The sequence below is a fragment of the Oscillospiraceae bacterium genome, assembly GCA_025757685.1.
GTDB lineage: Bacteria > Bacillota > Clostridia > Oscillospirales > Acutalibacteraceae > CAG-217.
This window is the reverse complement of sequence record CP107220.1, coordinates 1,352,788-1,374,749: the sequence shown is the minus strand read 5'-3', so window position 1 is coordinate 1,374,749 and position 21,962 is coordinate 1,352,788. Positions and strand designations below refer to the sequence as shown.

The following is a 21,962-nucleotide window of genomic DNA, read 5'->3' as shown; positions in this document are numbered from 1 at the left end:
TTACTCCTTTGGGTGTTTTTTTACCAGGTCGTGCAGCGCGTCTACAAAGGCGTCTGCTTCTGCCTGCGTGCTTTGGCCGCTAAAGCTTAGGCGAATGGATTTGTCAATCACCTGCTCCGGCAGCCCCATGGCGGTGAGCACATGGGAGCGCTTGCCCTTGGCGCAGGCGGAGCCGCTGCTGACGCAAATGCCGTAGTTGGCGGACAGTTCCTGAATAATGGTCTGGCTGCGCATAAAGGTGGGAACGCAAATATTGATGATATAGGGCGAGGCCTGGTTGCCGCTGTTAAAGGTCAGACCGGGGATCTCCGCCAGCCGTTCCTTCGTATAAGCGTTCAGTTCTTTGACGGCGGCGTTCTGCGCACGCAGATCCGGCAGTGCCGATACCGCAGCGCCAAACCCGGCGATCAGGGGCGCTGCCTCCGTACCCGGACGCAATTTTTTCTCCTGCTCGCCGCCAAAGGTGCGGGGCAGAATACGCACGCCCTTGCGCACATACAGAGCGCCTACCCCCTTGGGACCGTGGATCTTGTGGGCGGTGACGGTCATCAGGTCTACCCCCAACTTGTCCGGTCGCAGGGGCACCTTGCCAAAGGTCTGCACACAGTCGGTATGGATCAGCGCCGGTGCGCCGGCCTTTTGTACCGCCCGGCGAATGCACTCCACCGGCAGAATGCTGCCCACTTCGTTGTTGATGCGCATGACGGAGACCAGAATGGTGTCCGGAGTGATGGCGCTTTCAATCTGCTGTTTTGTAATATTGCCGGTTTTGTCCGGTTGCAGGCGAATGACCTCAAAGCCCTCTGCCTCTAACTGGTCGGCGGTTTGTATAATGCTCTCGTGCTCTATGGCGGTGGTCACAATGCGCTTGCCCCGCCGCCGGTTGGCATAGGCTGCGCCGAACAGAGCCAGGTTGTTGGCCTCTGTGCCGCCGGAGGTGAAAGTCAGCGTGTCTCGCTCCACCCCCAAAGCGTCTGCTAATGCGCTGCGGGCGGCGATGATCTCTTTCATGGCGTCAATCCCCGGACCGTGCAGGCTGGAGGGATTGGCAAAGTGGTCAGTGAGCATGCTGCTCACGGCCGCCACACAGGCCGGGCAGGGTCGGGTGGTGGCTGCGTTGTCTAAATAGATCATGGATTGATTCGTTCCTTTAATTTCAGAATGGCGATGGCGGTTTTGGCGTCTTTGATCTCACCGGTCATTACCCGGCGCACCGCTTCGTCCAGAGGCATGCGCACCACATCCAGGTACTCGCCCTCATCTAAATGCTGCTGTCCAAAGTGCAGCCCGGCAGCGCCATACAGGTGAATGATCTCGCCGCAGTAACCGGGGGAGGGGTACACCTCTCCCAGGGAAAAGTAGCTGTCTGCCGTAGCGCCGCATTCCTCTTTGAACTCCCGCTTGCCTGCTTCAAAGGGATCCTCGCCCTTTTCCAGCTTGCCGGCGGGGATCTCCAGCAAAATCTCTTTGTAAGGATAGCGGAACTGGCGCACCAGCAGCAGTTCTTTGCTTTCTGTCAGTCCGGCTACGGCCACGCCGCCCGGGTGGTCGATAACCTCCCGCTTTTCCTCTGCGCCGTCCACCATAGTCACCGTGTCGCAGTGAAGGGTGAGAATGCGGCCATTATAAATGCCGCCGTATTCCTCCGTTTGTTCAAAAAAGCCCAGTGCAATGGCTTCAACATCCATGGGCTTCTCCGCTTGAAAATCGGCGCCGGCTTCAATAAATTCAAACTTGCTGCCGTAGCCCCAGTTTACGCCCACGGTCTTTAAGCCATTGGCCTTGCCGCCGTTGATGTCGTAGCTTTTGTCGCCGACCATCAGTGCCTTTTCCGGGGCGACCCCCAGCTCTTGCAGGCAGCGGGTGATAATGCTGGCCTTGCTTTCGCAGTCGGTGTTAAAATCTACACCGCACACTGCGTCAAAGAATTTGTTAATGGTAAAGTGTGCCAGCAGCTGGTCAATGTAGCGCTTGGGCTTGGAGGAGGCGATGCCAATGCGTATGCCTGCCGCTTTTAAGTTCTCCAGCAAGGTCACAATACCCCGGTAAAGCATGCTCTCGTTGAGAATGGCGTCGTTGTAGCGCTCTCTGTATTTTTGTACCAGCGCTTGGGCTGTGGCTGCATCTGCGCCGAATTGCTCCTGAAAGGTCACCAGCAGTGGCGGTCCGATAAAGCAGCGCAGGGCGCCCGGTTCCCGGGGCACTTCAAAGCCGTAGGCCTCCAGCGCATAGGCGGCGCTGTTCATAATGCCCGGACCGGTGTCGCACAGGGTACCGTCAAAGTCAAAGATTACCGCAGAAAATCTCATTTTCCCTCGACCTTTCTTAAGAATTTTTCCGCCAGTACCACAAAGCGCTCTACGGTGCCACTGCCCACCAGCTCATTTTTGTCGTTGCGGGCGGTTACATGGAAGGTGAGCTTGCGCCCGTCCACCTCTGTCAGTATAGCCTTGGCGGTGATTACCTCGCCAATGGCACTGGCCTTGATGTGGGTAATGTTCATGGCCGTGCCCACGGTGGTCTCATCGTCCTCCAGCAGGTCTGCCACCGCCTCGCAGGTGGCCTTTTCCATCAGGGCCAGCATAAAGGGGGTGCCCAGTACCGGCAGCGAGCCGGACTCGGCGGCAATGGCAGTGTTGGTGGTGTTTACAAGGGTCAGGGCCTCACCCTGCACTTCGCCCACAGCGGTTTTCATATACATGCTCCTCTCGGCGGATCGCCGTTTTCTGTATTTTTAAGACTTCACCGTATTATAGCACACTTCCATTTCATATACAATTATAAAGCGCAATTCTTTGCCACGGTGTGCCAAAAATTGCGTGTACAAACCGCCGCTTTTGTGGTAAAATAACCCAAAGCCTTGGAACAGGAGGTGCTCCGGTGAGACAAAAACGCCAAAAACAGCCCAAATCTGCCCGTCCCCGCATTTATTTGCTGGACGAGCTGCGGGGTTTTGCCATTCTCTGTATGGTGGTGCACCACGCCTTTTTGGATGTGGGCGATGTGTTGCAGCTGTCCTGGGGCTACCGGGTGTTTGACGCTCTGTGTACCGTGCAGCCTATCTTTTGGGGGCTGTTTATTCTGATATCCGGCATTTGCTCCCGCCTGTCCCGTAATCCGGTACGCCGGGGCGCAGTGGTGCTGGGCTGCGGTTTGGTGATCACCGGGGTTACCGTTTGGGTGCTGCCCTTAATGGGCATGACCGGTGCGGAGATCTACTTTGGTATTCTTTCCTGCCTGGGCTGCTGCATGATCCTCACCGGTCTGCTGCTGCCGGTGATGAAGAAGATTTCGCCACGTTTGGGCATGCTTGTTTGCGGTTTGCTGTTCTTTTTGACTTATGGGGTCAGTGAGCCGAAGCACACTATGGTCTTTGGTTTGGTGCATTTGCCTGCGGCACTGTTTCGTACCAACTGGCTGATGCCCTTGGGCTTTTTTAACAGCAGCTTCCGGTCCGCCGACTATTTTGCTTTGATCCCTTGGTTCTTTTTATTTCTGTTGGGGGCCTTTGCCGGAACCTATGTGCGGGACGGCCGTCTGCCGGCGCCTTTTTACCGCCGCCACAGCCGGGTGCTGTGCTGGCTGGGGCGCAACAGCTTGTGGGTCTATATGGGCCATCAGGTGGTGCTCTATGCCGTCTTTTTCCTGATCGCCATTCTGATGTATAGATAAAAATACACACAAAATATAGCGCACCTCATAGGATGAACTGAGGTGCGCTGTTCTTTTTTGCGGCGCACCGTGTGCAGGTGCGCTTTTCAGGTGTTGGCGGCGGTAACGCCCTGGGCGTTCGCAGACTTGCCGCTGCTGTATCGTCTGTGCAGATAGAGGGATCAGAGTCCGTTGTTCTCTGCTTCCAGCCAGCAGTCATTGGCTTTGGCCACGGCAATTTGGCAGTAGTGCAGCAGCCGGTTGGCTGCCGCCTTGGCTGCATGGATATGGTAGCTGACCGTAGCTTGAGACAGACCCAGCCTCCGGGCAATTTCCGTTTGGCTTTTGCCGTCTACATAAAAAGCACGCAGGCAGGTGCGCTGCCGTGGGCTCAGCTCCTGTTCCAGCACCATGGGCAACACGGCCAGTAAGGCACGGCGGGTAATGGTTTGGGTGTCCGGTTCCGTTTGGGACGGGGAGGCAAAGCAGCAGTTTTCAATCATATCTGTCATACGCCGTCCTCCTCATCGTAGTAGCTTTCCAATATGGTAGCAATGTGGCGGCATTCGCAGGCCATTTCGTAGTAGGTGCGCAGCTTTCTGCGCAGGCGGTATAGATCCTCTCCGCCATAGACGGAAAGCAGTGGGCGCAGTCCGTCCATTTTGGCGCACAAAACATTATATTGTGTTCGATATTCCTGAGCGAGTTCTTCAATAAGCATGATTTTTCCGTCCTTTTTTCATTTTCAAAGCAGCAGACATTGCAGGCGCTTATTTTTTTCTGCTGTTTCAGCTCTAATAATAGAGAATTCGACTCGTAATGTCAACCAAATTGAGAAAAAAATTGGAAATTTGTGGATTTTTTATACAAATCTGCCGGGTATGACGGTTTGCCGCAGGGTTTGACAAATTTTGCGTACAAATGCTGATATACTGTATCCGGCTTTTGCAAAAGGGGCGCGATCTCGGTCGGAAACGGGGGTGTAATTCGGTGTCGGACGGTAGTCGGATAAACACCTTGTGCGGATTATCTTCTGGTCATCTTTACTTTTGCGCTGGAAAGTGATATAGTATTGGATAAGGGCAACGGAGCTTTTTTCGCTTTGGTGCCCTATTGTCTTTTTTTTGGAGGATATGGGATATGGAGAATTTAGGTTATTACAACGGTAAGTTTGGCCCGCTGGAGGAAATGCAGGTGCCCATGCTGGATCGTGTGTGCTTTTTCGGCGACGGTTGCTATGATGCCACTTACAGCCGCAATCATGTGATTTATGCGCTGGATGAGCATCTGGATCGCTTCTATAACAGTGCGGCACTTTTGGGTATTCGCCTGACGCAGACCAAGGCGGAGATGGGTGCCCTGCTTACGGAGATGGTGGAAAAGGTGGACTGCGGCGAGCAGTTCGTCTATTGGCAGGTGACCCGTGGCACCGCGATGCGCAACCACGCGTATCCGGATCCGGACAAAGTACCGGCCAATTTGTGGATTGTGCTGACCCCCTGTTCTGTACAGGAGACCTATAAAAAAATCAATCTGATTACCACGGAGGATACGCGCTTCCTCCATTGCAATATTAAGACTTTGAATCTACTGCCCTCTTGTATGGCAGCCCAGCGCACGGCGGTGGCCGGGTGCGATGAGTCCGTGTTCCATCGGGGCGATATTGTCACCGAGTGCGCGCACTCCAATGTGTCTATTATCCAGGACGGCGTGTTTAAGACCCATCCCACCGATCATTATATTCTGCCGGGTATTGCGCGTGCCCATTTGATCAAAATGTGCAAGAAGCTGGGCTATGCAGTAGATGAAACGCCCTTTACTGTGGCAGAGATGATGGCGGCGGATGAGGTCATCGTGTCCTCCTCCGGTTCCTTCTGCCTGGCAGCAGAGAGCATTGACGGCCAACCGGTGGGCGGTAAAGCGCCGCAGATGCTGAAAGATTTGCAGGACGCTTTGGTAGCGGACTTTATGGACGCAACGGCCCGCTAAATCGGACGAGAGGGGACAACTGCAATGACCAATGAAGAACTGACACTGTATAATATCGGTGAGAATTTGGACAGCTTAATGACTCTGGATCCGCGAGGGTACGGTGTGTGCCGTATTCTGTACCGGGCGGCTAGGGACTATGCCGGAGAACCGCTGTCTGTGCATGCGGCCAAGGGCCTGGTGGCGCATATCCACTCGGGCGATTTGGTATATATCATCACCGGCTTTGTACTGTTGCCCTGGAAGCAGCCGGAGACGGATGGCATGGTGTCTTCTATGATGCTGGCGCGCTTCCTGATTAAAGCCTTTGACTGCACCCCGGTACTGGTGGTGCCGGAGGAATGTATGGAGGCGGTGCGGCGGTTGGCCAGGGTACTGGGCTTCCATTTGTATGACACGGTAGAGGAGGCGCAGGAATACCCGTTCTCCATGTGCGCCGTGCCCTTTACCAAGGACGACCGAGAGGCGCCTGCCCAGGCAGAGGCGCTGCTGGCAAAAGGCGTTCCGGCGGCGGTGATCACCAATGAGACACCCGGGCGCAATGCCAAGGGTGCGTACCATAACGCGGTGGGCAAATGCTTAACGGAGCTGGAGGCCAAGAGCGATGTGCTCTTTAACGCCTGCAAGGCGCGGGGCATTTACAATCTTTCCATCGGTGATTTGGGCAACGAGATCGGTATGGCGGCCATCGGCGACCATATCCGCAAATATGTGCCCCATGCAGACGATGGTGAGTGCGAATGCTCCTGCGGCGGCGGTATTTTGGTGGAAAGCACAGCGGATAACCTGATTACTGCTACTTGCTCTGACTGGGGCTGCAATGCCATGATGGCAGCTACGGCGTATTTGCTGGGCAATGCGGATCTGTTCCAGTCTGAGGAGGTGCAGCAGCGGGCCATGGAGGAGGCGGCGCGAGCCGGGCTTTTGGATATGTATGGGCGCAATATTCCCAGCATAGACGGCTTTGGCCGCAGCATCAACCTTCCGTTGGTGAAGTTGATGAAAGAGCTGATCAGCTACCCGCCCAAGGTGGTGCAAAAGACCAGTGGCTGGTTTGCAGACACCATTGCCAAGGGCTATTTTGACGGCTATTACGGAGAATAACCGATGAACTATTCCTTTTTACAGTGCGGCGAGGGCGCCCTTACTGTGCACTTGGGGGACGGAATCGACCCGGCAATCAATCGCCGGGTCACCGCCCTGCAAGGAGCCATTGGCAGCGCCGGCCTGCGTGGGATTACAGACTTGATCCCCGCCTATGCGGATCTGACCGTGTGCTATGACTGCACGGTGATTTCTGCAAAGGCGTTGCAGCGGCAACTGCGGCGACTGCTGGACAGTCTGTCTGTGGCCGGGCAGGATCGGCGGCGGGTGTTTCGGCTGCCGGTGTGTTACGGCGGCGACTATGGGCCGGATTTGGACTTTGTTTGCCACCACAGCGGTCTGTCTGCGCAGGAAGTGATTGCGCTGCACAGTGCACCGGATTATTTGATTTATATGCTGGGCTTTTTGCCCGGCTTTGCCTATTTAGGGGGGCTGTACCCTCGGCTGCATACGCCGCGGCTGGACAGCCCACGCACCTGTATTCCTGCGGGCAGTGTGGGAATCGGCGGTGCGCAGACCGGGGTGTACCCGCTGGCTTCTCCCGGCGGCTGGCAGCTGCTGGGGCGCACACCGGTGCCTGTATTTGACCGGCAGCGGCAGGAGCCGATCCTGTACCGGGCAGGGGATTTGGTGCATTTTGTGCCCATCTCGCCTGCCGAGTATGAAGAAATCGCTCGGGCAGTGGCAGCGGGCACTTATACGGTACAAGTGGAGGAGGTGCCGGTATGCGACTGATGATCGACGCCCCCGGTGCTTTGACCACTGTGCAGGACCTGGGGCGCACCGGGGTGGCACACTTGGGCTTTTGCACCTGCGGGGCAATGGACTTAACTTCTATGCAGATTGCCAATCGGCTGGTGGGTAACTGCCGAGGCTGTGCGGTACTGGAGATGACGCTTACCGGTATTTCTGCCCGGTTTGTCGGAGAGGGCTATTTTGCTCTGGCAGGGGGTGACTTTGCCCCCACATTAAATGGAAAACCCATTGAAAATTACCGTGCCTATGGGGTGCGCAGTGGCGACCGTCTGCAACTGGGCGCTGCCCGCACCGGTTTGCGGTGCTATTTAGCACTGTCCGGCGGCATAGATGTGCCGGTGGTGTTGGGCAGCCGCTCCACGGATCTGAAAATTCAAATGGGCGGACTGGACGGTCGTGCCCTGCAAGCAGGCGATGTGCTGACCACCGGCGATTTTTGTTTGCCGATCGGCGATCCGACGCCTTGGCATATTCCGCCGGTGACCTTTGCACCGCCGTTTACGCTGCGGTGTATTGACGGCCCTCAGGCAGCCCGGTTTGACCCGGCTGCACGGAAGGATTTTTACAGCAAGCCTTATATCGTGACGCCAAAGAGCGACCGTATGGGCCTGCGGCTGGAGGGTTCAGCACTGACGGCAGACGGTGGAGTGGATATTTGCTCTGACGGGATTGTACGGGGCAGTGTGCAGGTGCCCGGCAGCGGTCAGCCCATTGTACTGATGAGCGATCACCAAACGGTGGGCGGCTATGCCAAGATCGCCACGGTGATCGGCTGCGATGTGTCGCTGTTGGCGCAGGCACGGCCGGGGGATGCGGTGCGTTTTGTGCCCATTACGGTGCAAGAGGCGGAGAAGATCGCCCGGCAGCAGGAAAAATGGCTGGACAATTTGCTTTTTTGGTAAAAAATATTGCCTTTCGGCATAGGAGGATATAGAATGGATTACAGCGATTGGGCGCCTCGGGATGTGCGGGCGCTGATCAGCGCAGGCAAGCTACAGGGCCAGACCTCTGGCATGTGCGCCGGATATGCCCAGGCCAACCTTTGCATTTTGCCGAAGGCACAGGCCTTTGACTTTTTGCTTTTTTGTATGCGCAATCCCCGACCTTGCCCCATTTTAGAGGTGGGCGAGGCGGGCTGCCGCCAAATGGGCGCCATGGCCCGCGGTGACGATGTGTGTACCGCCTTTACCAAGTACCGCATTTGGCGGGCAGGGGAGCTGGTGGAAGAAGTAACGGATATTTCCGCCTATTGGCAGGACGATTTGGTGTACTTCCTTATCGGCTGCTCCTTTAGCTTTGAAAGTGAGCTTTTGCAGGCGGGGGTGCCGGTGCGGCATATTGAAGAAGGGCGCAATGTGCCCATGTTCAATACCAATTTGGCCCTGGAGCCAGCAGGCGTATTCCACGGCAATATGGTGGTTTCCATGCGTCCCATTCCCCATGATTTGGTGGTGCGCAGCGTGCAGGTCACCTCTGCCATGCCCCGCGTGCACGGCGCGCCTGTGCAGATCGGCGACCCGGCAGCCATCGGCATTGCCGATGTGCACTGCCCGGATTACGGCGACAGCGTGACCATTCGATCGGGCGAGGTGCCGGTGTTTTGGCCTTGTGGGGTAACCCCTCAGGCAGCGGTGATGGCGGCCAAGGTGCCCTTTGCCATTACCCACGCACCGGGGCATATGCTCATTACCGATGTGCCCAATACCATGCTGAAATATTGATTTTTTGGAGCTTGATTTATGTATAAAGTGGATTTGAATTCGGATTTGGGCGAGAGCTTTGGCGCCTACACCATCGGGTCGGATGATCGGGTGCTGGCGCTGGTGTCCTCTGCCAATGTGGCTTGCGGTTTCCATGCCGGTGACCCCTCTGTGATGGGGGCCACGGTGGCAGCCTGCCGGGCGCAGGGTGTGGCGGTGGGCGCCCACCCCGGGTTCCCGGATTTGGTGGGGTTCGGTCGGCGGCAGCTGGCGGTGACCCCGGACCAGGCCTATGGGGATGTGCTGTATCAGATTGGCGCGCTTGCCGGCTTTTGCCGGACAAACGGCGCTCTCTTGCAGCATGTGAAGCCCCACGGTGCTTTGTACAATATGGCTTGCAAGGATTTGGAACTGGCGCGGGCGGTGACCCGCGCGGTGCGGGATTTTGACCCGGCGCTGGTGCTGCTGGCACCGGCGGGCTCCTGTCTGCAACAGGCAGCGAAAGAGCAGGGTGTGTCCTTTGGCTGCGAGGTGTTTGCCGACCGTGCTTATGAGGCGGACGGCAGCCTGCGGGATCGGCGCAAGCCCGGCGCTATGATTACAGATACCGCCACGGCCATTGACCGGGTGGTGCGTATGGTTAAAGAACAGAAAGTGACGGCTTATACCGGTGAGGATATTCCGGTGGTGGCGCACTCGGTGTGCGTTCACGGTGACGGTGCCCGTGCACTGGAATTTGTGCAGGCGCTGCGCAGCGCCTTTGCAGAGAATGGCATTGCCGTTGCGCCTTTGGCGGAGGTGATTGCAGATGTATGAGAGAACCCAAGCGCAAATTAACTTAAATGCGTTGGAGGCGAATATTGCCGCCATTCGGCAAAAGATCGGGCCGGATACTAAGCTGCTGGGTGTGATTAAAGCGGACGCTTACGGTCACGGTGCGGCATATATCGGCCGCCGGTATGAAGAGAACTTTGATTTTTACGGCGTGGCTTGTATTGAAGAAGCATTGGAACTGCGCCGAGCAGGTGTAACCCTGCCCATTTTGGTACTGGGACCGGTATTTCCGGACGATTTTTCTCGGGCGGTAGAACATAATGTGCGACTGCCGATCTTCTCCATGGAGGCAGCCAAGGCACTGTCGGCGGAGGCGGTTCGCCAGGGCAAGCAGGTGCCTTTTCACTTTGCACTGGACACGGGTATGAGCCGTATCGGCTTCCAGGTGAATGAAGATAGCGCGGATATTTGCAAGGCCATTTGCGATTTGCCGGGGATTTACCCGGAGGGGCTTTTCAGCCACTTTGCCACGGCGGACGAAACCAGCTTTGTTAAGGCGGAGGCCCAGCGGCAGCGGTACTTGCAGTTTTGCGATTTGCTGGAGCAGCGCGGGGTGGAAATTCCGATTAAACACCTGAACAATTCCGCCGGGATTATGCGCCTGGGCGGTAGCTTTAATATGGTGCGGGCGGGGATTATTTTGTACGGTCTGTATCCCTCGGAAGAGGTGGACAAATCCCTGTTGCCCTTGCAGCCTGTGCTGCGCTGGGTGGCTCGGGTCAGCCATGTAAAGACCTTGGAGCCGGGACGGGAGATCAGCTACGGCGGTACTTACACCACCCCATCTCCCCGCCGAGTTGCTACCATTCCGGTGGGTTATGCAGACGGTTATCCCCGCTGCTTATCCGGCATGGGCCAGGTGCTCATTGGCGGCAAGCGCGCACCGATTCTCGGGCGTGTGTGTATGGACCAGTTTATGGTGGATGTGACGGAGATACCCGGTGTGCAAGTAGGTACGCCGGTAACCTTGGTGGGAACGGACGGCAACGAAACCCTCAGCATGGAGGAGGTGTCCGGTCTGGCGCACAGCTTCAATTATGAGCTGCCCTGCCGCATTGCCCGCCGGGTGCCCCGGGTGTATTACCGGGACGGTGTGCCGGTGGACGCAGTAGAGTATATACCCGTATAAGCGTATAAAAAGGAAAACCGCTTGACCGGTAGGTCAGGCGGTTTTTTTAGATTGCAAGGGCAATTATACAGAGCTTGTTTTATCCCCTCAGACGCGCAAGCGCGCCAGCACCTAACCGGTGCCCGTCCCCTCGTCGCTACGCGACATCGCCCCGCACTGCGGGGAGTCACCTCTTGCAACAAGGGGTGCCAAATTCTGTTTATGCTTACCTTACAAAAAACACCTGTGGGGTGGCCACAGGTGTGAGTGATGTACGTTGCTTATTTGTCTGCAGGGATGTATGAGAAGTTGGAGGCGTTGTAGCCAAAGTATTGCTCCACAATGGGGGTGAATTCGTCTTTGTCGTTGTACTTGGGGTCTTTCAGCTCCAGCAGCGCCTCGTTGATATCGTCCTTCAGTCGGTCATACTTGGCGGTGGCAAAGGCGTATTCCACCGTGTCCAACTGACCGTTCAGCTCTGTTGTCCAGTCAGACAAGGCTTTTTTCTTTCCGTCTAAGATAAAGTCCAAGGTGCGCAGGTCAAACTCGTCGATGACCACAGCGTCTGCCTTATCTTGGTACAGGGCGGTAAAGGCCGCTTGTGCCGTCTTGTAAACGGTGGTGGTCTTTGCGCTGCGATCGGCGATCACGGCGTTATCTGCCAGTGCATTCTGCGCTGCCTTGCTCACCACAGCCAGCTTGGCGCCGCCCAGATTGCTGTAATCTTTAATCTTGCTGTCTTTCTTTACCAAGGTCACCACTCGGTTGCTGATGACCGTGTTGGTGAAACTGTAATCCTCGTTGTTGGTGCCGTCGTTCTTTTGCAGTCCGCCTACGGCCATGTAGGCAATATAGGTCTTGCCGTCCTTGTCTGTATAGGCGGTCTCCTCACCCAGACGGTAGCCCGGCTCCACCTTCACATAGGCGTAGTTTTTGCAGTCGTCCTTAATGCTGTCAAAAATCTTAGCGATCAGGTCGGCCTCAAACCCGCTGGCGTTGCCCTTTTCATCTATCTGGAAGAAGGGGGCGTTGTCTGCCGTGTAGGCGATCAGCAGGGTTTCGTCTGTAATTTCCGTGGTCTGTTCTGCTTTCTTGCCGGAGCAGCCGGCAAATACGCTGCCCAGCAGCAGTACGCACAGAGCCACAGCAAGGATCTTTTTCATCTTGGTCATGTGGGTGTCCTCCAACATATAATATCACTTTCCATTTTATAGGAGTTGAACGGCAAAGTCAATAGAAAATAGCGGAAACCTGCCGGGGGATTGACAAATGGGCGCCGGTGGGGTAGGCTTTATGTATGCAGTATTCAGATATTCATAAAGCGGTGTTTTTGGAGCGGCCCAATCGGTTTATTGCCCACTGTATGGTGGACGGTAGGCTAGAGACGGTGCATGTGAAGAACACCGGCCGTTGCCGGGAATTGCTGGTGCCCGGCGCTACGGTGTATTTGGAAAAGAGCAGCAACCCAAATCGTAAGACCGCCTACGACCTGGTGACGGTGGAAACGCCTTTTGGCCTGGTGAATATGGATGCGGCGGCGCCCAATCAGGTGGCCGGGGAGCTACTGCGCGCCGGGACGATCTTGTCGTCGCCTACCTTGGTGCAACCGGAGGTGCGCTTTGGCGCCTCTCGGCTGGATTTTTATGCGGAAAATGACCGACAGCGGCTGTTTGTGGAGGTGAAGGGCGTGACCCTGCGGCAGGGAGAGTGGGCAGTGTTCCCGGACGCACCCACGGTTCGGGGTACCAAGCACATGGGAGAGCTGGTGCAGGCGGTGGCGCAGGGCTACCGTGCCATGGCGCTTCTTATTGTGCAGATGGGCGGGTGCACCGCATTCCGACCCAACTGGGAGACGGATCCGGCTTTTTGCCGGGCACTGCGTGACGCCCGAGCTGCCGGTGTAGAGGTGCGAGCTGTGGACTGCCGGGTGACCCCGGATACGGTAACTGCCAACCGGGAACTGCCGGTGGACCTGGACGGCATAAAAAGTGTTGACAAAACCCCGGCAGCGTATTAAAATCTTATATTATATATAGAGTCGAAAGAAGGAATGTTTGTGTTGACGCTGGATAAAGTGTATCAGGCCTCCCAGGTGTTGCGTGAGGTGATCCGTGAGACGGATATGATCCTGGCGCCCAATATTCACCCGGGTACAAATGTGTATTTAAAAACAGAGAATTTGCAGGTCACCGGTTCGTTTAAGATCCGGGGCTCCTACTATAAGATCAGCAAGCTGACCGATGAGGAAAAGGCGCGGGGCGTGATTGCCTGCTCCGCCGGTAACCATGCCCAGGGCGTGGCGCTGGCTGCTACCAAGAATGGTATTCAGTCTCTGATCTGCCTGCCGGACGGCGCACCCATCAGTAAGGTGGAGGCCACCAAGCGCTATGGCGCCAAGGTGTGCCTGGTCAAGGGCGTGTATGATGACGCTTACAAAAAAGCGCTGGAGCTGAAAGAGGAGAAAGGCTACACTTTTATTCATCCCTTTGATGATGAAGATGTGATTGCCGGTCAAGGTACCATCGGTCTGGAGATCCTGAATCAGTTGGAGAATGTGGATGTTGTGGTGGTGCCTATTGGCGGCGGTGGTCTCATCAGCGGCGTGGCCTTTGCCATTAAACAGATGAATCCCCGTGTGCGTGTTTACGGCGTGCAGGCGCAAGGTGCACCTTCTATGCTGAATGCGGTGCAGGACGATCAGATCGAGACCCTTGGCAAGGTGCAGACCATTGCCGACGGTATCGCTGTAAAGACCCCGGGCAATAACACCTTTGAACTTGTTAAGCAGTATGTGGACGGCATTGTTACCGTCAGCGATGATGAGATCGCCCTGGCGATTCTGACCCTCTTAGAGCAGCAAAAACTCATTGCAGAGGGCGCAGGCGCTGTGCCGGTGGCGGCAGTGATGGCCGGCAAAATTCCGGATATTGAGGGCAAGAATGTGTGCTGCCTGCTCAGCGGCGGCAATATTGATGTGACCATTCTTTCCCGTGTGATTGAGCGCGGGCTGAAGATGGGCGGCCGCACGGCGGACATTACCATTGCACTGTCCGACCAGCCGGGCCAGCTTAGCGGCGTGTCCTCCATTATTGCGGAGCAGGGCGCGAATGTGGTCAGCGTCAACTACGACAGTACGGATTTGGATATGAATATTACCGACTGTTTCTTAAAACTGGGGATTGAGACACGGGACAACGCCCACATTGAGTCTATCAAACAGGCATTGACAAGCGCAGGCTTTGAGGTCTGCAGCTGAGATAAAGGAGAATGATTATGGAATATGTAAGCACCAACAACGCCCCCGGCGCCATCGGTCCGTACAGCCAGGCGGTGAAAACCGGCAATTTGTTGTTTACCAGTGGCCAGATCGCCATTAATCCGGCCACCGGCAATGTGGAGGCCACCACCATTGAGGCCCAGACTCGCCAGGTGTGTGAGAACCTGAAAGCCGTGGTTGAGGCTGCCGGTACTTCTCTGGATAAGGCAGTAAAGACCGTTTGTTTCCTGGCAGATATTGCGGATTTTGCCAAGTTCAATGAGGTGTATGGCACTTACTTTACCGCCAAGCCTGCCCGCTCCTGCGTGGCCGTTAAGGACCTGCCCAAGGGTGTGCTGTGCGAGGTGGAAGTGATCGCCGAGTTGTAAGCAATCAATAATAAAAAGGAAGTGCCGAACCGTTATGGTTCGGCACTTCCTTTTTTATGCGCGGTTAATTGCCTTTGCTTTCAATCAGCTTGCAGTCTACCTTAAAGGTCTTGATCTGGTTGCCCTCAATGCGGGCAATGGTCAGCTTGATGGTGTCGCCGGGCTTGCTATCGGAAAGCACCTGCGTCATCACATCGGTGGAGGTCATGGTCTTGCCATTGACGGCTACGATCATATCGTACTGCTTTACCTGTTTGCCGGCCAGGTCAGAGTCACTGCTCACTTGGTTGATTACCATGGTGCCCTTGGCGTTCTTAAAGCCCTTTTCTGTCAGGGCGGAGAGGATGGCGTCAGCGTTGTTGTAGCTGGTAATGGTGTTGTAGGTGACGCCGATCTTGGCGCGACCGGCTACATAGCCGTTTTTAATCAGGCTGTTGGCGGTATCCACAGCGGTGGAGCTGGGCACTGCAAAGCCCATACCCTCGTACTCGGTGGAGGCGATCTTAGAGGAGTTGATGCCGATCACCTGACCCTGCATGTTAAACAGCGCGCCGCCGGAGTTGCCCGGATTGATGGCTGCGTCCGTTTGGATACACTCGTTGTCGTAGCCGATGGAGCTTTCCACCGGGCGATCCAAAGCGGAAATATAGCCGCTGGTGACGCTGTTCTTGAATTCCAGACCGCCGGGACAGCCGATGGCCACCACTTGCTCGCCGACGGTCAGGCTTTTGCTGTCGGCAAAGGTGGCTGCTTGCAGCCCGGTGGCTTCAATGGAAAGCACGCCGATGTCCGTTTGGCTGTCGGCACCCACCATTGTGGCGGTGTATTCTTTGCCGTTATTCAGGGTCACCTTAAAGCTGCTGCCGTCGGCGATCACATGGGCACAGGTCATAATATAGGTCTTGCCGTTCGCTTCCTTCATAATCACGCCGGAGCCCTCGCCGCTGGCTTGCTGGTCGTCACTGCTGTCGGAGCTGTTATTGGAGCCGTAGCCGTAGAAGTTGCTGTAGGAATTCTGCTTGGAATAGACGGTAATACCCACGCAGGAGTCCATGGCTTTTTTGGCTACGCCGGCAACAGTCAGGTTGCCGCTGTCGTCCTTGGTTGCCACGCTGCCGCCGCTGACGGTCTGTGTGTCAGATCCGCTGTCCTGAGAGGTGGAGGTGCCGTCTGTTTTTTCTTCCTTATCCCCGGAGAGTACGCCGGTGGCTGCCAGTACAATGCCGGTAACGGCGATCACCACACACACCACCAGCACGCTCACCACGATGGCAATTGTCTTTTTGTTCTTCTTTTTTTCCGGCTTGCCCGGCTCCGGCGGCTCTGTGGGGGTGCCGTAAGTCTGGCCGGTGGACTGTGCCTGGGTGGTATGGTCAGCGGCACCGGTCTGCTGGCCGTTGTAGGCTGCGCCGGGCTGGTTGCCGCTGTGGTAGGCGTAGTGATAGGTGGTGCCGTTGTCGCCGGTGGGCGGCGTTTGGGACTGCTCCGGTTGGGGTGGTGTGTAATAGGTGCCCGGTTGTTGATATGGCGTATAGCCGGTGTTCGGTTGGCTGTCCCCCTGGGGGGGCTGGCTGCCGTTTATCGGGTTCTGTTCATAGTCGCTCATGCTTCTTTTGCTCCTTTTTTATTGACGGGGGTGAATGTCTTGGGTAGGGTGAATACGAATTCCGCGGTGTTTTCGTCTTCACTCTTGGCATAAATTCTGCCGGAGTGCATTTCCACCATCATTTTTACGATATATAATCCCAGTCCGGCACCCTTGGCGTCCAGGCTGCGGGATTTGTCAACTTTATAGAAGCGCTCAAACACGCGGGACAGCTCCTCGGCCTTAATGCCGGCGCCGCTGTTCTTAATACTTACACGAATTTGGCTGCCCAAATCCTCCAGCGTAACCTTGATAAAGCCGTCCTCGTTGGTAAACTTCACTGCGTTGTCAAACAGGTTGTAGATCACCTGGTAGATCATATCCGGGTCCGCCACAATGTACTGGGGCTGCAGGTCCTCCAGCCCGATGATCTCAATATTCTTCTTCTCGATCTTTTGTTCAAAGGTCAAAAGAATACGGATGATTTGGTCAGAGATGTCATAGTTATTGGGCTTCATTTGGAATTCGCCGGACTCGATCTTGCTCATATTTAGCATGGCCACCACTAAGCGGCTCAGTCGGCGCACCTCGGTGCTTACCAGTCCCAGGTAATAGTTTTGTTTCTCTTTGGGGATGGTGCCGTCCAAAATACCGTCAATAAACCCGGCAATGGAGGTCATAGGCGTTTTTAATTCGTGGGACACATTGGCCACAAAGCTGGCGCGGGAACTTTCTGTTTTATCCAGTGCGTCCGCCATATCGTTAAAGGCAATGCCCAGATCCGCCAGCTCATCGCAGCCTCGCACCTTGACTCGGTAAGAGAAGTCGCCGATGGCAAATTGCTTGGCGGCAGCGCTCATTTGCTGCAAAGGGGTCACCATCTTTTTGGTCAGGTGCCAAATGCAGATGAAGGCCAGCATCAAACAGGCCAGCGCGCTGAGCAGGAAAATGCGGATTACCGCCAGTGCCAGGGACTGCACGCCGGTTTGGGTCTGCGCAAAGGTGTAGCCGATCACATCGCCGTCGCTAACGATGGTGGTGCCTACAATATAATTGGTTTGACCGCGTACGGTAATACGCCCGGTTACGGTGCCGGTCTCGTACACCCGTTGCAGCAGTGCGGAACTGATGGAATAGCTGTCGTGCAGGGCGCAGGTGGTAAACTCCCCAAAATACGGGGTGGAATAGGCCCGCTCCTTACACAGAATAATATTACCCTCCACATCACAGACAAATACATCTGCGTCGATAGAGTTGGAAATAATATACAGGGATTCGCACATCAGCTCTTTTTCCACGCTGTAGCGACTGTTAATGTCCTGCATGATCAATGAGGAACTGATGGTACCGGATACGCTTTGCACATTCTCTTTCAGCAGGTTGGTGCGTTCATTTTGAGAATAGGCGTTGACCATCAGGGTCAGGGCGGTGCCCAGCACGGTCAAAGTGACCAAAAAGATAGCGGCAAACAGCAGGAAGTATTTGGCAAAGATATTGCTTTTGACCGGCTTTTTACCGACGAGTACATCCTTAAACGCCATTACTTATTCCTTGGTCTCAAACTTGTAGCCGACGCCCCAAACGGTTTTCAGCTCCCATTTGTCACTGACGCCCTCTAACTTTTCACGCAGGCGCTTCACATGCACATCCACCGTGCGGGAGTCACCGTAAAACTCAAAGCCCCATACCTCGTCCAGCAGCTGGTCGCGGGTAAAGACGCGGTTGGGGTTGGAAGCAAAGTGGTAGATCAGCTCCAGCTCTTTAGGCGGCGTGTCAATCTGCACGCCGTTGACTTTCAATTCATAGTTGGCAATGTTGATCTCCAGCTTGTCATAGGTGACCACTTTCTTGCTTTCCTCGGCGTTGTCATTTTTGCCTTGGGTGCGGCGCAGCACAGCTTTCACCCGGGCCACCACCTCTTTGGCGTCAAAGGGCTTGACCACATAGTCGTCGGCGCCCAGCTCCAGTCCCAGCACCTTGTCAAAGGTCTCGCCCTTGGCGGTGAGCATGATGATGGGGGCGGAAGAGGTCTTGCGGATCTCTCGGCACACCTGCCAGCCGTCCATCTTGGGCAGCATAATGTCCAGCAGTACCAAATCCGGTGCCTTCTGCTGGAAGGCGGTCACGGCGGCTTGGCCGTCGTTGGCGGTAAACACCGTGTAGCCCTCATTCTCTAAGTATAGTTTCAGTAATTCGCAGATGTTTAATTCATCATCCACTACCAGAATTTTGCTCATTGTTTTCGCTCCTTTTCTTTGATACTGCTATCATAGCAGGTTTTTTTGTTCATAATTTTAGAATTCGGTAAACAAAAAATGAAATTTTTTAATAATTTGCGAACGAATTTTTACCATTCTTTGCCCCGGCGCAGAGCGCTCTCCACATGATCGATAAACTGGCGGGCGCAACGGGGAGAACGACCGCCTCGGCGCACGGCCCACTGCTCGGCGGCAGCGTCCAGCCGCTGGGCGTCCACTTGCAGGCCACGATCGGCGGCAATCTTTTCCACAATGTCCAGATAATCCTTTTTGTCCGGGTTAATAAAGGTAATGGTCAGCCCAAACCGATCGGACAGAGACAGTTGTTCCTGGCGGGTGTCATTTTTGTTTACATCGTCCTCCCGGTCAGAGAAGTTCTCTTTGATTAGGTGGCGCCGGTTGGAGGTGGCATAGATCAGCGTATTGGGCTGGCAGGCAGACAGGCCGCCCTCCAGCGCCGCTTTCAGCTCTGTAAAAGCGTTGTCCTGGCTGTCAAAGCTTAGGTCATCAATATAGATGATAAATTTCATCGGGCTGTCCGCCAGGTACTCCCGAATCAAGGACAACTCCTCCACCGCGCTTTTGGGGATCTCGATCATGCGCAGACCCTGTTCTTTGTATGCATTCAGGATGGCGTGAATGGTGGAGCTTTTGCCGGTGCCCCGGTCACCGTACAGCAGCACGTTGTTGGCGGGCAGTCCGCAAACAAAGCTCTCTGTATTGTCCACCACCTGGCTCCGCTGCAATTCATAGTTCTTCAGATCGGACAGCTGGATCGGGTCCGTGGCGGAGATGGGGGAGAGGGCGTGATCCCGCCACTCAAAGGCGGCGTAGCTGGCAAACAGACCGTAGCCGTTTCTTTTATGGAATGCAGCCAGTACCTCCGTTTGCTCCGCCCAGTTTTGGCTCAGGGGCGGCAGCGCTTCGCCGTTCTCCCATCGGGGCAGGGTGCCCAGCACTTCCCGCAGGTCCTTATTTTCTACTGCATGCAGAATATCTTCCGGGGTCAGGTCGGCAATAGCCTCCAGCTTGGCAAGGTCGCTTTTAACACCATCCAGGATCGCAGGGTGCAGACGGTCTGTCGCATCGCCGGCGGCGGCTTTGCTGAATACATTGTCGTCGGTGAGGATCAACTTGGAAATATACCGGCGCAGCGTGTCTCGAGGTGCCAGTGTGCTGAAAAAGGCACTTTGCGCCTCCAGCACAGCCTCGCCGTCTTCTATGCTGCGCAGCAGGTGCAGTAAACTGTGCATCACCGGGTCTGTCTTGAATTGATAGATGCATAGGGACTCCATATTGTATCGTAATTGGGTTGCTTTGTTCATTTTTTACGCTCCATTATATATATTCTCTTATTTATATCCTTATCATATAGCATTTGTTCACAATTTACAACCCCCGCAGGGCAAATTCGTGCAGGGTGAACAAAGAACAGCAGAAAATCAGTTCTATAATTGTAAGATGTCAGACAACGCCTTGACTTTTGCATACAACTTGTGTTATGATGTGAGCAGAGGTGAGGAATATGCCAAGATCGGCAATGCTACCGGAGAGTACGGCACAGCAGATTTTGAATATGATCGAGACTCAGCACCGCTTTACGGTGGGAGATAAGCTGCCTAATGAGAATGACCTGGCGGCGGAATTGGGCGTTAGTCGTTCCACCTTGCGGGAGGCCATTCGAATTTTGACCACCAGCGGTGTGTTGGAGATTCGGCGGGGCAAGGGCACCTTTGTCAGTGCCAATACGGTGATCGACTCGGCGGATCTGAGCGACATTGCTTCCGGCTTGGACGATCTGTTTGAGATGCGGCTGATGTTTGAACCGGATTGCGCTTTTTTGGCTGCACAGCGGGCAACACAGGAAGAAATTGACGCGATTTGCTACTACGGTGAGCAGGTGGAAAAGAAGATCTTAAGCGGCGAGGACCGCACGGCAGAGGAGCAAAAGTTCCATGAGAGTATTGCCAATGCCACGCACAATGCGTTTGTGAAGCAGTTTATGCCGGTGATTTTCAATGCCATCAAAAAAGGCGTGATCGTCATGACCCGGGACAAGGATGTAAGCGCTGATAATCTAAACGACGATCGGCTGATTATGGACTTCATTAAGAAGCGCAATGCCGAGGGCGCCCGCACCGCCATGCGGCTGCACATTCTTCATGCAATGGAGCATCTATAAAAAATTTAAATTGCCTATTGACAACAGACATCATACAGGATATAATGTGAATTGTTAAGAAACCACAGCGACATCATACAACACTGTGACTTCAATTAAACTTATTTTTTAGGAGGAAACTACAATGGCAGAAGCAAGACTTTTCCATCAAGAAGATTGTAATCTGGATTACCTGAAGGGCAAGACCGTTGCCGTGATCGGCTTTGGTTCTCAGGGCCACGCCCATGCGTTGAACTTGAAAGAGAGCGGTGTGGACGTAGTTGTTGGTTTGTACGAGGGCTCCAAGTCCTGGAAGCATGCAGAGAGCGTTGGCCTGAAGGTTATGACCACCGCTGAGGCTGCAAAGGCCGCTGACATTATCATGATCCTGACCCCGGATGAGAAGCAGGCTTCCATCTATAAGAAGGACATTGAACCGAACCTGACCGCCGGCAAGGCTTTGGCTTTCGCCCACGGCTTTAACATTCACTTTAAGCAGATCGTGCCTCCCAGCGATGTAGATGTGTTCATGATCGCTCCCAAGGCTCCGGGTCACACCGTTCGCTCCGAGTACAAAGAGGGCAAGGGTACGCCCTGTCTGGTAGCTGTATATCAGGACGCTACCGGTCATTGTGAGGATATTGCTCTGGCTTACGGCGCCGGTATCGGCGGTGCTCGTGCCGGTATTCTGGAGACCACCTTTAAGTGCGAGACCGAGACCGATCTGTTTGGTGAGCAGGCTGTGCTGTGCGGCGGCGTAACCGCTCTGATGAAGGCCGGTTTTGAGACCCTGGTTGAGGCCGGTTATGACCCGAGAAATGCTTACTTTGAGTGCATTCATGAGATGAAGCTGATTGTTGACCTGATTTACAACGGCGGCTTTGCCAAGATGCGTTACTCCATCTCCAACACCGCTGAATTCGGCGATTACGAGACCGGTAAGCGTCTGATCACCGATGAGACCAAGAAGGAAATGAAGAAGGTTCTGGAAGAGATTCAGGACGGCACCTTCGCTTCCAAGTTCATCACCGAGAGCAACAACGGTTGGGCACACTTTAAGGCCAAGAGAGAGATGGAAGCCAACCATCAGCTGGAGAAAGTCGGCGCCGAGATCCGTAAGCTGTATTCCTGGAACGGCGAGGACAAGTACGCAGAGAAATAATTCCTGTTC

At 55.0% G+C, this 21,962-nt stretch carries 23 protein-coding genes and 1 pseudogene; 13 read left to right on the top strand and 11 right to left on the bottom strand.

The genetic code is table 11. From position 1 onward, the window contains the following. From OGM59_06375 to OGM59_06360, 4 genes and pseudogenes are all read right to left on the bottom strand, one after another. The gene (locus tag OGM59_06375) at nt 1-1,134 is read right to left on the bottom strand and encodes a cysteine desulfurase (protein ID UYI90329.1); all 1,134 of its coding nucleotides are present in this window, start codon (nt 1,132-1,134) and stop codon (nt 1-3) included. Further along, nucleotides 1,131-1,688: an NUDIX hydrolase gene (locus OGM59_06370; protein UYI91763.1), complete on the bottom strand. Its 558-nt coding sequence runs from the start codon at nt 1,686-1,688 to the stop codon at nt 1,131-1,133. The genes OGM59_06375 and OGM59_06370 overlap by 4 nt, the downstream gene beginning before the upstream one ends. Nucleotides 1,689-1,796: 108 nt before the next feature. Continuing rightward, nucleotides 1,797-2,246 (bottom strand): annotated as a pseudogene (locus tag OGM59_06365) (HAD hydrolase-like protein). A gap of 59 nt (nt 2,247-2,305) precedes the next feature. Next, on the bottom strand, nt 2,306-2,695 hold the full coding sequence (locus tag OGM59_06360; protein ID UYI90328.1) for a thioesterase: 390 nt from the start codon (nt 2,693-2,695) through the stop codon (nt 2,306-2,308). A gap of 185 nt (nt 2,696-2,880) precedes the next feature. Between OGM59_06360 and OGM59_06355 the strand changes: the two genes are divergently transcribed. After that, a complete protein-coding gene (locus tag OGM59_06355; GenBank protein UYI90327.1) occupies nt 2,881-3,672 on the top strand; it encodes a DUF1624 domain-containing protein in 792 nt (263 codons plus the stop codon). 161 nt (nt 3,673-3,833) lie between these two features. On the opposite strand, the gene OGM59_06350 is transcribed toward OGM59_06355, so the two are convergent. Both OGM59_06350 and OGM59_06345 read right to left on the bottom strand, forming a co-directional pair. Continuing rightward, nucleotides 3,834-4,163 carry a sigma-70 family RNA polymerase sigma factor gene (locus OGM59_06350; protein ID UYI90326.1) on the bottom strand — a complete coding sequence of 110 codons (330 nt, stop codon included), beginning with the start codon at nt 4,161-4,163 and terminating at the stop codon, nt 3,834-3,836. Then, complete coding sequence (locus tag OGM59_06345) at nt 4,160-4,372, bottom strand: hypothetical protein (protein UYI90325.1); 213 nt, start codon at nt 4,370-4,372, stop codon at nt 4,160-4,162. Before OGM59_06345 ends, OGM59_06350 begins: the two co-directional genes overlap by 4 nt. Nucleotides 4,373-4,791: 419 nt before the next feature. Between OGM59_06345 and OGM59_06340 the strand changes: the two genes are divergently transcribed. The 7 genes from OGM59_06340 to alr are packed head-to-tail and all read left to right on the top strand — an operon-like array spanning nt 4,792 to nt 11,163. Continuing rightward, the gene (locus OGM59_06340) at nt 4,792-5,640 is read left to right on the top strand and encodes an aminotransferase class IV (GenBank protein UYI90324.1); all 849 of its coding nucleotides are present in this window, start codon (nt 4,792-4,794) and stop codon (nt 5,638-5,640) included. A 24-nt stretch (nt 5,641-5,664) separates the two neighbouring features. Next, entirely contained in the window at nt 5,665-6,744 is a 1,080-nt protein-coding gene (locus OGM59_06335) for a DUF4392 domain-containing protein (protein UYI90323.1), read from the top strand. A 3-nt stretch (nt 6,745-6,747) separates the two neighbouring features. Continuing rightward, nucleotides 6,748-7,479, top strand: coding sequence for a 5-oxoprolinase subunit PxpB (gene pxpB, locus OGM59_06330; GenBank protein ID UYI90322.1), 732 nt, complete (start codon nt 6,748-6,750; stop codon nt 7,477-7,479). Beyond that, nucleotides 7,470-8,402, top strand: coding sequence for a biotin-dependent carboxyltransferase family protein (locus OGM59_06325; GenBank protein ID UYI90321.1), 933 nt, complete (start codon nt 7,470-7,472; stop codon nt 8,400-8,402). The genes pxpB and OGM59_06325 overlap by 10 nt, the downstream gene beginning before the upstream one ends. A gap of 33 nt (nt 8,403-8,435) precedes the next feature. Continuing rightward, nucleotides 8,436-9,221 (top strand): putative hydro-lyase, encoded by a 786-nt coding sequence (locus OGM59_06320; GenBank protein UYI90320.1) that lies wholly within the window; start codon nt 8,436-8,438, stop codon nt 9,219-9,221. A gap of 18 nt (nt 9,222-9,239) precedes the next feature. Beyond that, a complete protein-coding gene (locus OGM59_06315) occupies nt 9,240-10,016 on the top strand; it encodes a LamB/YcsF family protein (protein UYI90319.1) in 777 nt (258 codons plus the stop codon). Then, entirely contained in the window at nt 10,009-11,163 is a 1,155-nt protein-coding gene (gene alr / locus OGM59_06310; GenBank protein ID UYI90318.1) for an alanine racemase, read from the top strand. Before OGM59_06315 ends, alr begins: the two co-directional genes overlap by 8 nt. A gap of 260 nt (nt 11,164-11,423) precedes the next feature. On the opposite strand, the gene OGM59_06305 is transcribed toward alr, so the two are convergent. Continuing rightward, nucleotides 11,424-12,314 carry a transporter substrate-binding domain-containing protein gene (locus OGM59_06305; GenBank protein ID UYI90317.1) on the bottom strand — a complete coding sequence of 297 codons (891 nt, stop codon included), beginning with the start codon at nt 12,312-12,314 and terminating at the stop codon, nt 11,424-11,426. 125 nt (nt 12,315-12,439) lie between these two features. Between OGM59_06305 and sfsA the strand changes: the two genes are divergently transcribed. From sfsA to OGM59_06290, 3 genes are read left to right on the top strand one after another with little or no spacing between them, the layout of a single operon-like run. Next, nucleotides 12,440-13,159 (top strand): DNA/RNA nuclease SfsA, encoded by a 720-nt coding sequence (gene sfsA / locus OGM59_06300; protein UYI90316.1) that lies wholly within the window; start codon nt 12,440-12,442, stop codon nt 13,157-13,159. Between the two features lie 39 nt (nt 13,160-13,198). Continuing rightward, nucleotides 13,199-14,398, top strand: a complete 1,200-nt coding sequence (gene ilvA / locus OGM59_06295; protein UYI90315.1) for a threonine ammonia-lyase — start codon at nt 13,199-13,201, stop codon at nt 14,396-14,398. Nucleotides 14,399-14,415: 17 nt separating this feature from the next. Then, nucleotides 14,416-14,787 carry a RidA family protein gene (locus OGM59_06290; protein UYI90314.1) on the top strand — a complete coding sequence of 124 codons (372 nt, stop codon included), beginning with the start codon at nt 14,416-14,418 and terminating at the stop codon, nt 14,785-14,787. Nucleotides 14,788-14,851: 64 nt separating this feature from the next. On the opposite strand, the gene OGM59_06285 is transcribed toward OGM59_06290, so the two are convergent. The 4 genes from OGM59_06285 to OGM59_06270 form a co-directional block, all read right to left on the bottom strand. After that, a complete protein-coding gene (locus tag OGM59_06285) occupies nt 14,852-16,393 on the bottom strand; it encodes a trypsin-like peptidase domain-containing protein (GenBank protein ID UYI90313.1) in 1,542 nt (513 codons plus the stop codon). Next, on the bottom strand, nt 16,390-17,913 hold the full coding sequence (locus tag OGM59_06280; GenBank protein ID UYI90312.1) for an ATP-binding protein: 1,524 nt from the start codon (nt 17,911-17,913) through the stop codon (nt 16,390-16,392). Before OGM59_06280 ends, OGM59_06285 begins: the two co-directional genes overlap by 4 nt. 3 nt (nt 17,914-17,916) lie before the next feature. Next, the gene (locus OGM59_06275; GenBank protein UYI90311.1) at nt 17,917-18,609 is read right to left on the bottom strand and encodes a response regulator transcription factor; all 693 of its coding nucleotides are present in this window, start codon (nt 18,607-18,609) and stop codon (nt 17,917-17,919) included. Nucleotides 18,610-18,719: 110 nt separating this feature from the next. Continuing rightward, on the bottom strand, nt 18,720-19,955 hold the full coding sequence (locus OGM59_06270; GenBank protein ID UYI90310.1) for an ATP-binding protein: 1,236 nt from the start codon (nt 19,953-19,955) through the stop codon (nt 18,720-18,722). A gap of 200 nt (nt 19,956-20,155) precedes the next feature. Here OGM59_06270 and OGM59_06265 point away from each other — a divergent pair, with 200 nt between their 5' ends. Further along, nucleotides 20,156-20,812, top strand: coding sequence for a FadR family transcriptional regulator (locus OGM59_06265; protein UYI90309.1), 657 nt, complete (start codon nt 20,156-20,158; stop codon nt 20,810-20,812). Nucleotides 20,813-20,936: 124 nt separating this feature from the next. Beyond that, nucleotides 20,937-21,953 carry a ketol-acid reductoisomerase gene (gene ilvC, locus OGM59_06260; GenBank protein UYI90308.1) on the top strand — a complete coding sequence of 339 codons (1,017 nt, stop codon included), beginning with the start codon at nt 20,937-20,939 and terminating at the stop codon, nt 21,951-21,953. Nucleotides 21,954-21,962: the final 9 nt, after the last annotated feature.

What these genes read in the sequence shown, in the direction of transcription:
- OGM59_06340 (UYI90324.1), top strand. Translation starts at nt 4,792, where the DNA reads ATGGAGAATTTAGGTTATTACAACGGTAAGTTTGGCCCGCTGGAGGAA.
- OGM59_06350 (UYI90326.1), bottom strand. Translation starts at nt 4,163, where the DNA reads ATGACAGATATGATTGAAAACTGCTGCTTTGCCTCCCCGTCCCAAACG.
- OGM59_06280 (UYI90312.1), bottom strand. Translation starts at nt 17,913, where the DNA reads ATGGCGTTTAAGGATGTACTCGTCGGTAAAAAGCCGGTCAAAAGCAAT.
- OGM59_06370 (UYI91763.1), bottom strand. Translation starts at nt 1,688, where the DNA reads ATGGATGTTGAAGCCATTGCACTGGGCTTTTTTGAACAAACGGAGGAA.
- OGM59_06320 (UYI90320.1), top strand. Translation starts at nt 8,436, where the DNA reads ATGGATTACAGCGATTGGGCGCCTCGGGATGTGCGGGCGCTGATCAGC.
- OGM59_06345 (UYI90325.1), bottom strand. Translation starts at nt 4,372, where the DNA reads ATGCTTATTGAAGAACTCGCTCAGGAATATCGAACACAATATAATGTT.
- pxpB (UYI90322.1), top strand. Translation starts at nt 6,748, where the DNA reads ATGAACTATTCCTTTTTACAGTGCGGCGAGGGCGCCCTTACTGTGCAC.
- sfsA (UYI90316.1), top strand. Translation starts at nt 12,440, where the DNA reads ATGCAGTATTCAGATATTCATAAAGCGGTGTTTTTGGAGCGGCCCAAT.
- ilvC (UYI90308.1), top strand. Translation starts at nt 20,937, where the DNA reads ATGGCAGAAGCAAGACTTTTCCATCAAGAAGATTGTAATCTGGATTAC.
- OGM59_06270 (UYI90310.1), bottom strand. Translation starts at nt 19,955, where the DNA reads ATGAACAAAGCAACCCAATTACGATACAATATGGAGTCCCTATGCATC.
- OGM59_06305 (UYI90317.1), bottom strand. Translation starts at nt 12,314, where the DNA reads ATGACCAAGATGAAAAAGATCCTTGCTGTGGCTCTGTGCGTACTGCTG.
- OGM59_06325 (UYI90321.1), top strand. Translation starts at nt 7,470, where the DNA reads ATGCGACTGATGATCGACGCCCCCGGTGCTTTGACCACTGTGCAGGAC.
- OGM59_06290 (UYI90314.1), top strand. Translation starts at nt 14,416, where the DNA reads ATGGAATATGTAAGCACCAACAACGCCCCCGGCGCCATCGGTCCGTAC.
- OGM59_06265 (UYI90309.1), top strand. Translation starts at nt 20,156, where the DNA reads ATGCCAAGATCGGCAATGCTACCGGAGAGTACGGCACAGCAGATTTTG.
- alr (UYI90318.1), top strand. Translation starts at nt 10,009, where the DNA reads ATGTATGAGAGAACCCAAGCGCAAATTAACTTAAATGCGTTGGAGGCG.
- OGM59_06315 (UYI90319.1), top strand. Translation starts at nt 9,240, where the DNA reads ATGTATAAAGTGGATTTGAATTCGGATTTGGGCGAGAGCTTTGGCGCC.
- OGM59_06360 (UYI90328.1), bottom strand. Translation starts at nt 2,695, where the DNA reads ATGAAAACCGCTGTGGGCGAAGTGCAGGGTGAGGCCCTGACCCTTGTA.
- OGM59_06335 (UYI90323.1), top strand. Translation starts at nt 5,665, where the DNA reads ATGACCAATGAAGAACTGACACTGTATAATATCGGTGAGAATTTGGAC.
- OGM59_06285 (UYI90313.1), bottom strand. Translation starts at nt 16,393, where the DNA reads ATGAGCGACTATGAACAGAACCCGATAAACGGCAGCCAGCCCCCCCAG.
- OGM59_06375 (UYI90329.1), bottom strand. Translation starts at nt 1,134, where the DNA reads ATGATCTATTTAGACAACGCAGCCACCACCCGACCCTGCCCGGCCTGT.
- OGM59_06275 (UYI90311.1), bottom strand. Translation starts at nt 18,609, where the DNA reads ATGAGCAAAATTCTGGTAGTGGATGATGAATTAAACATCTGCGAATTA.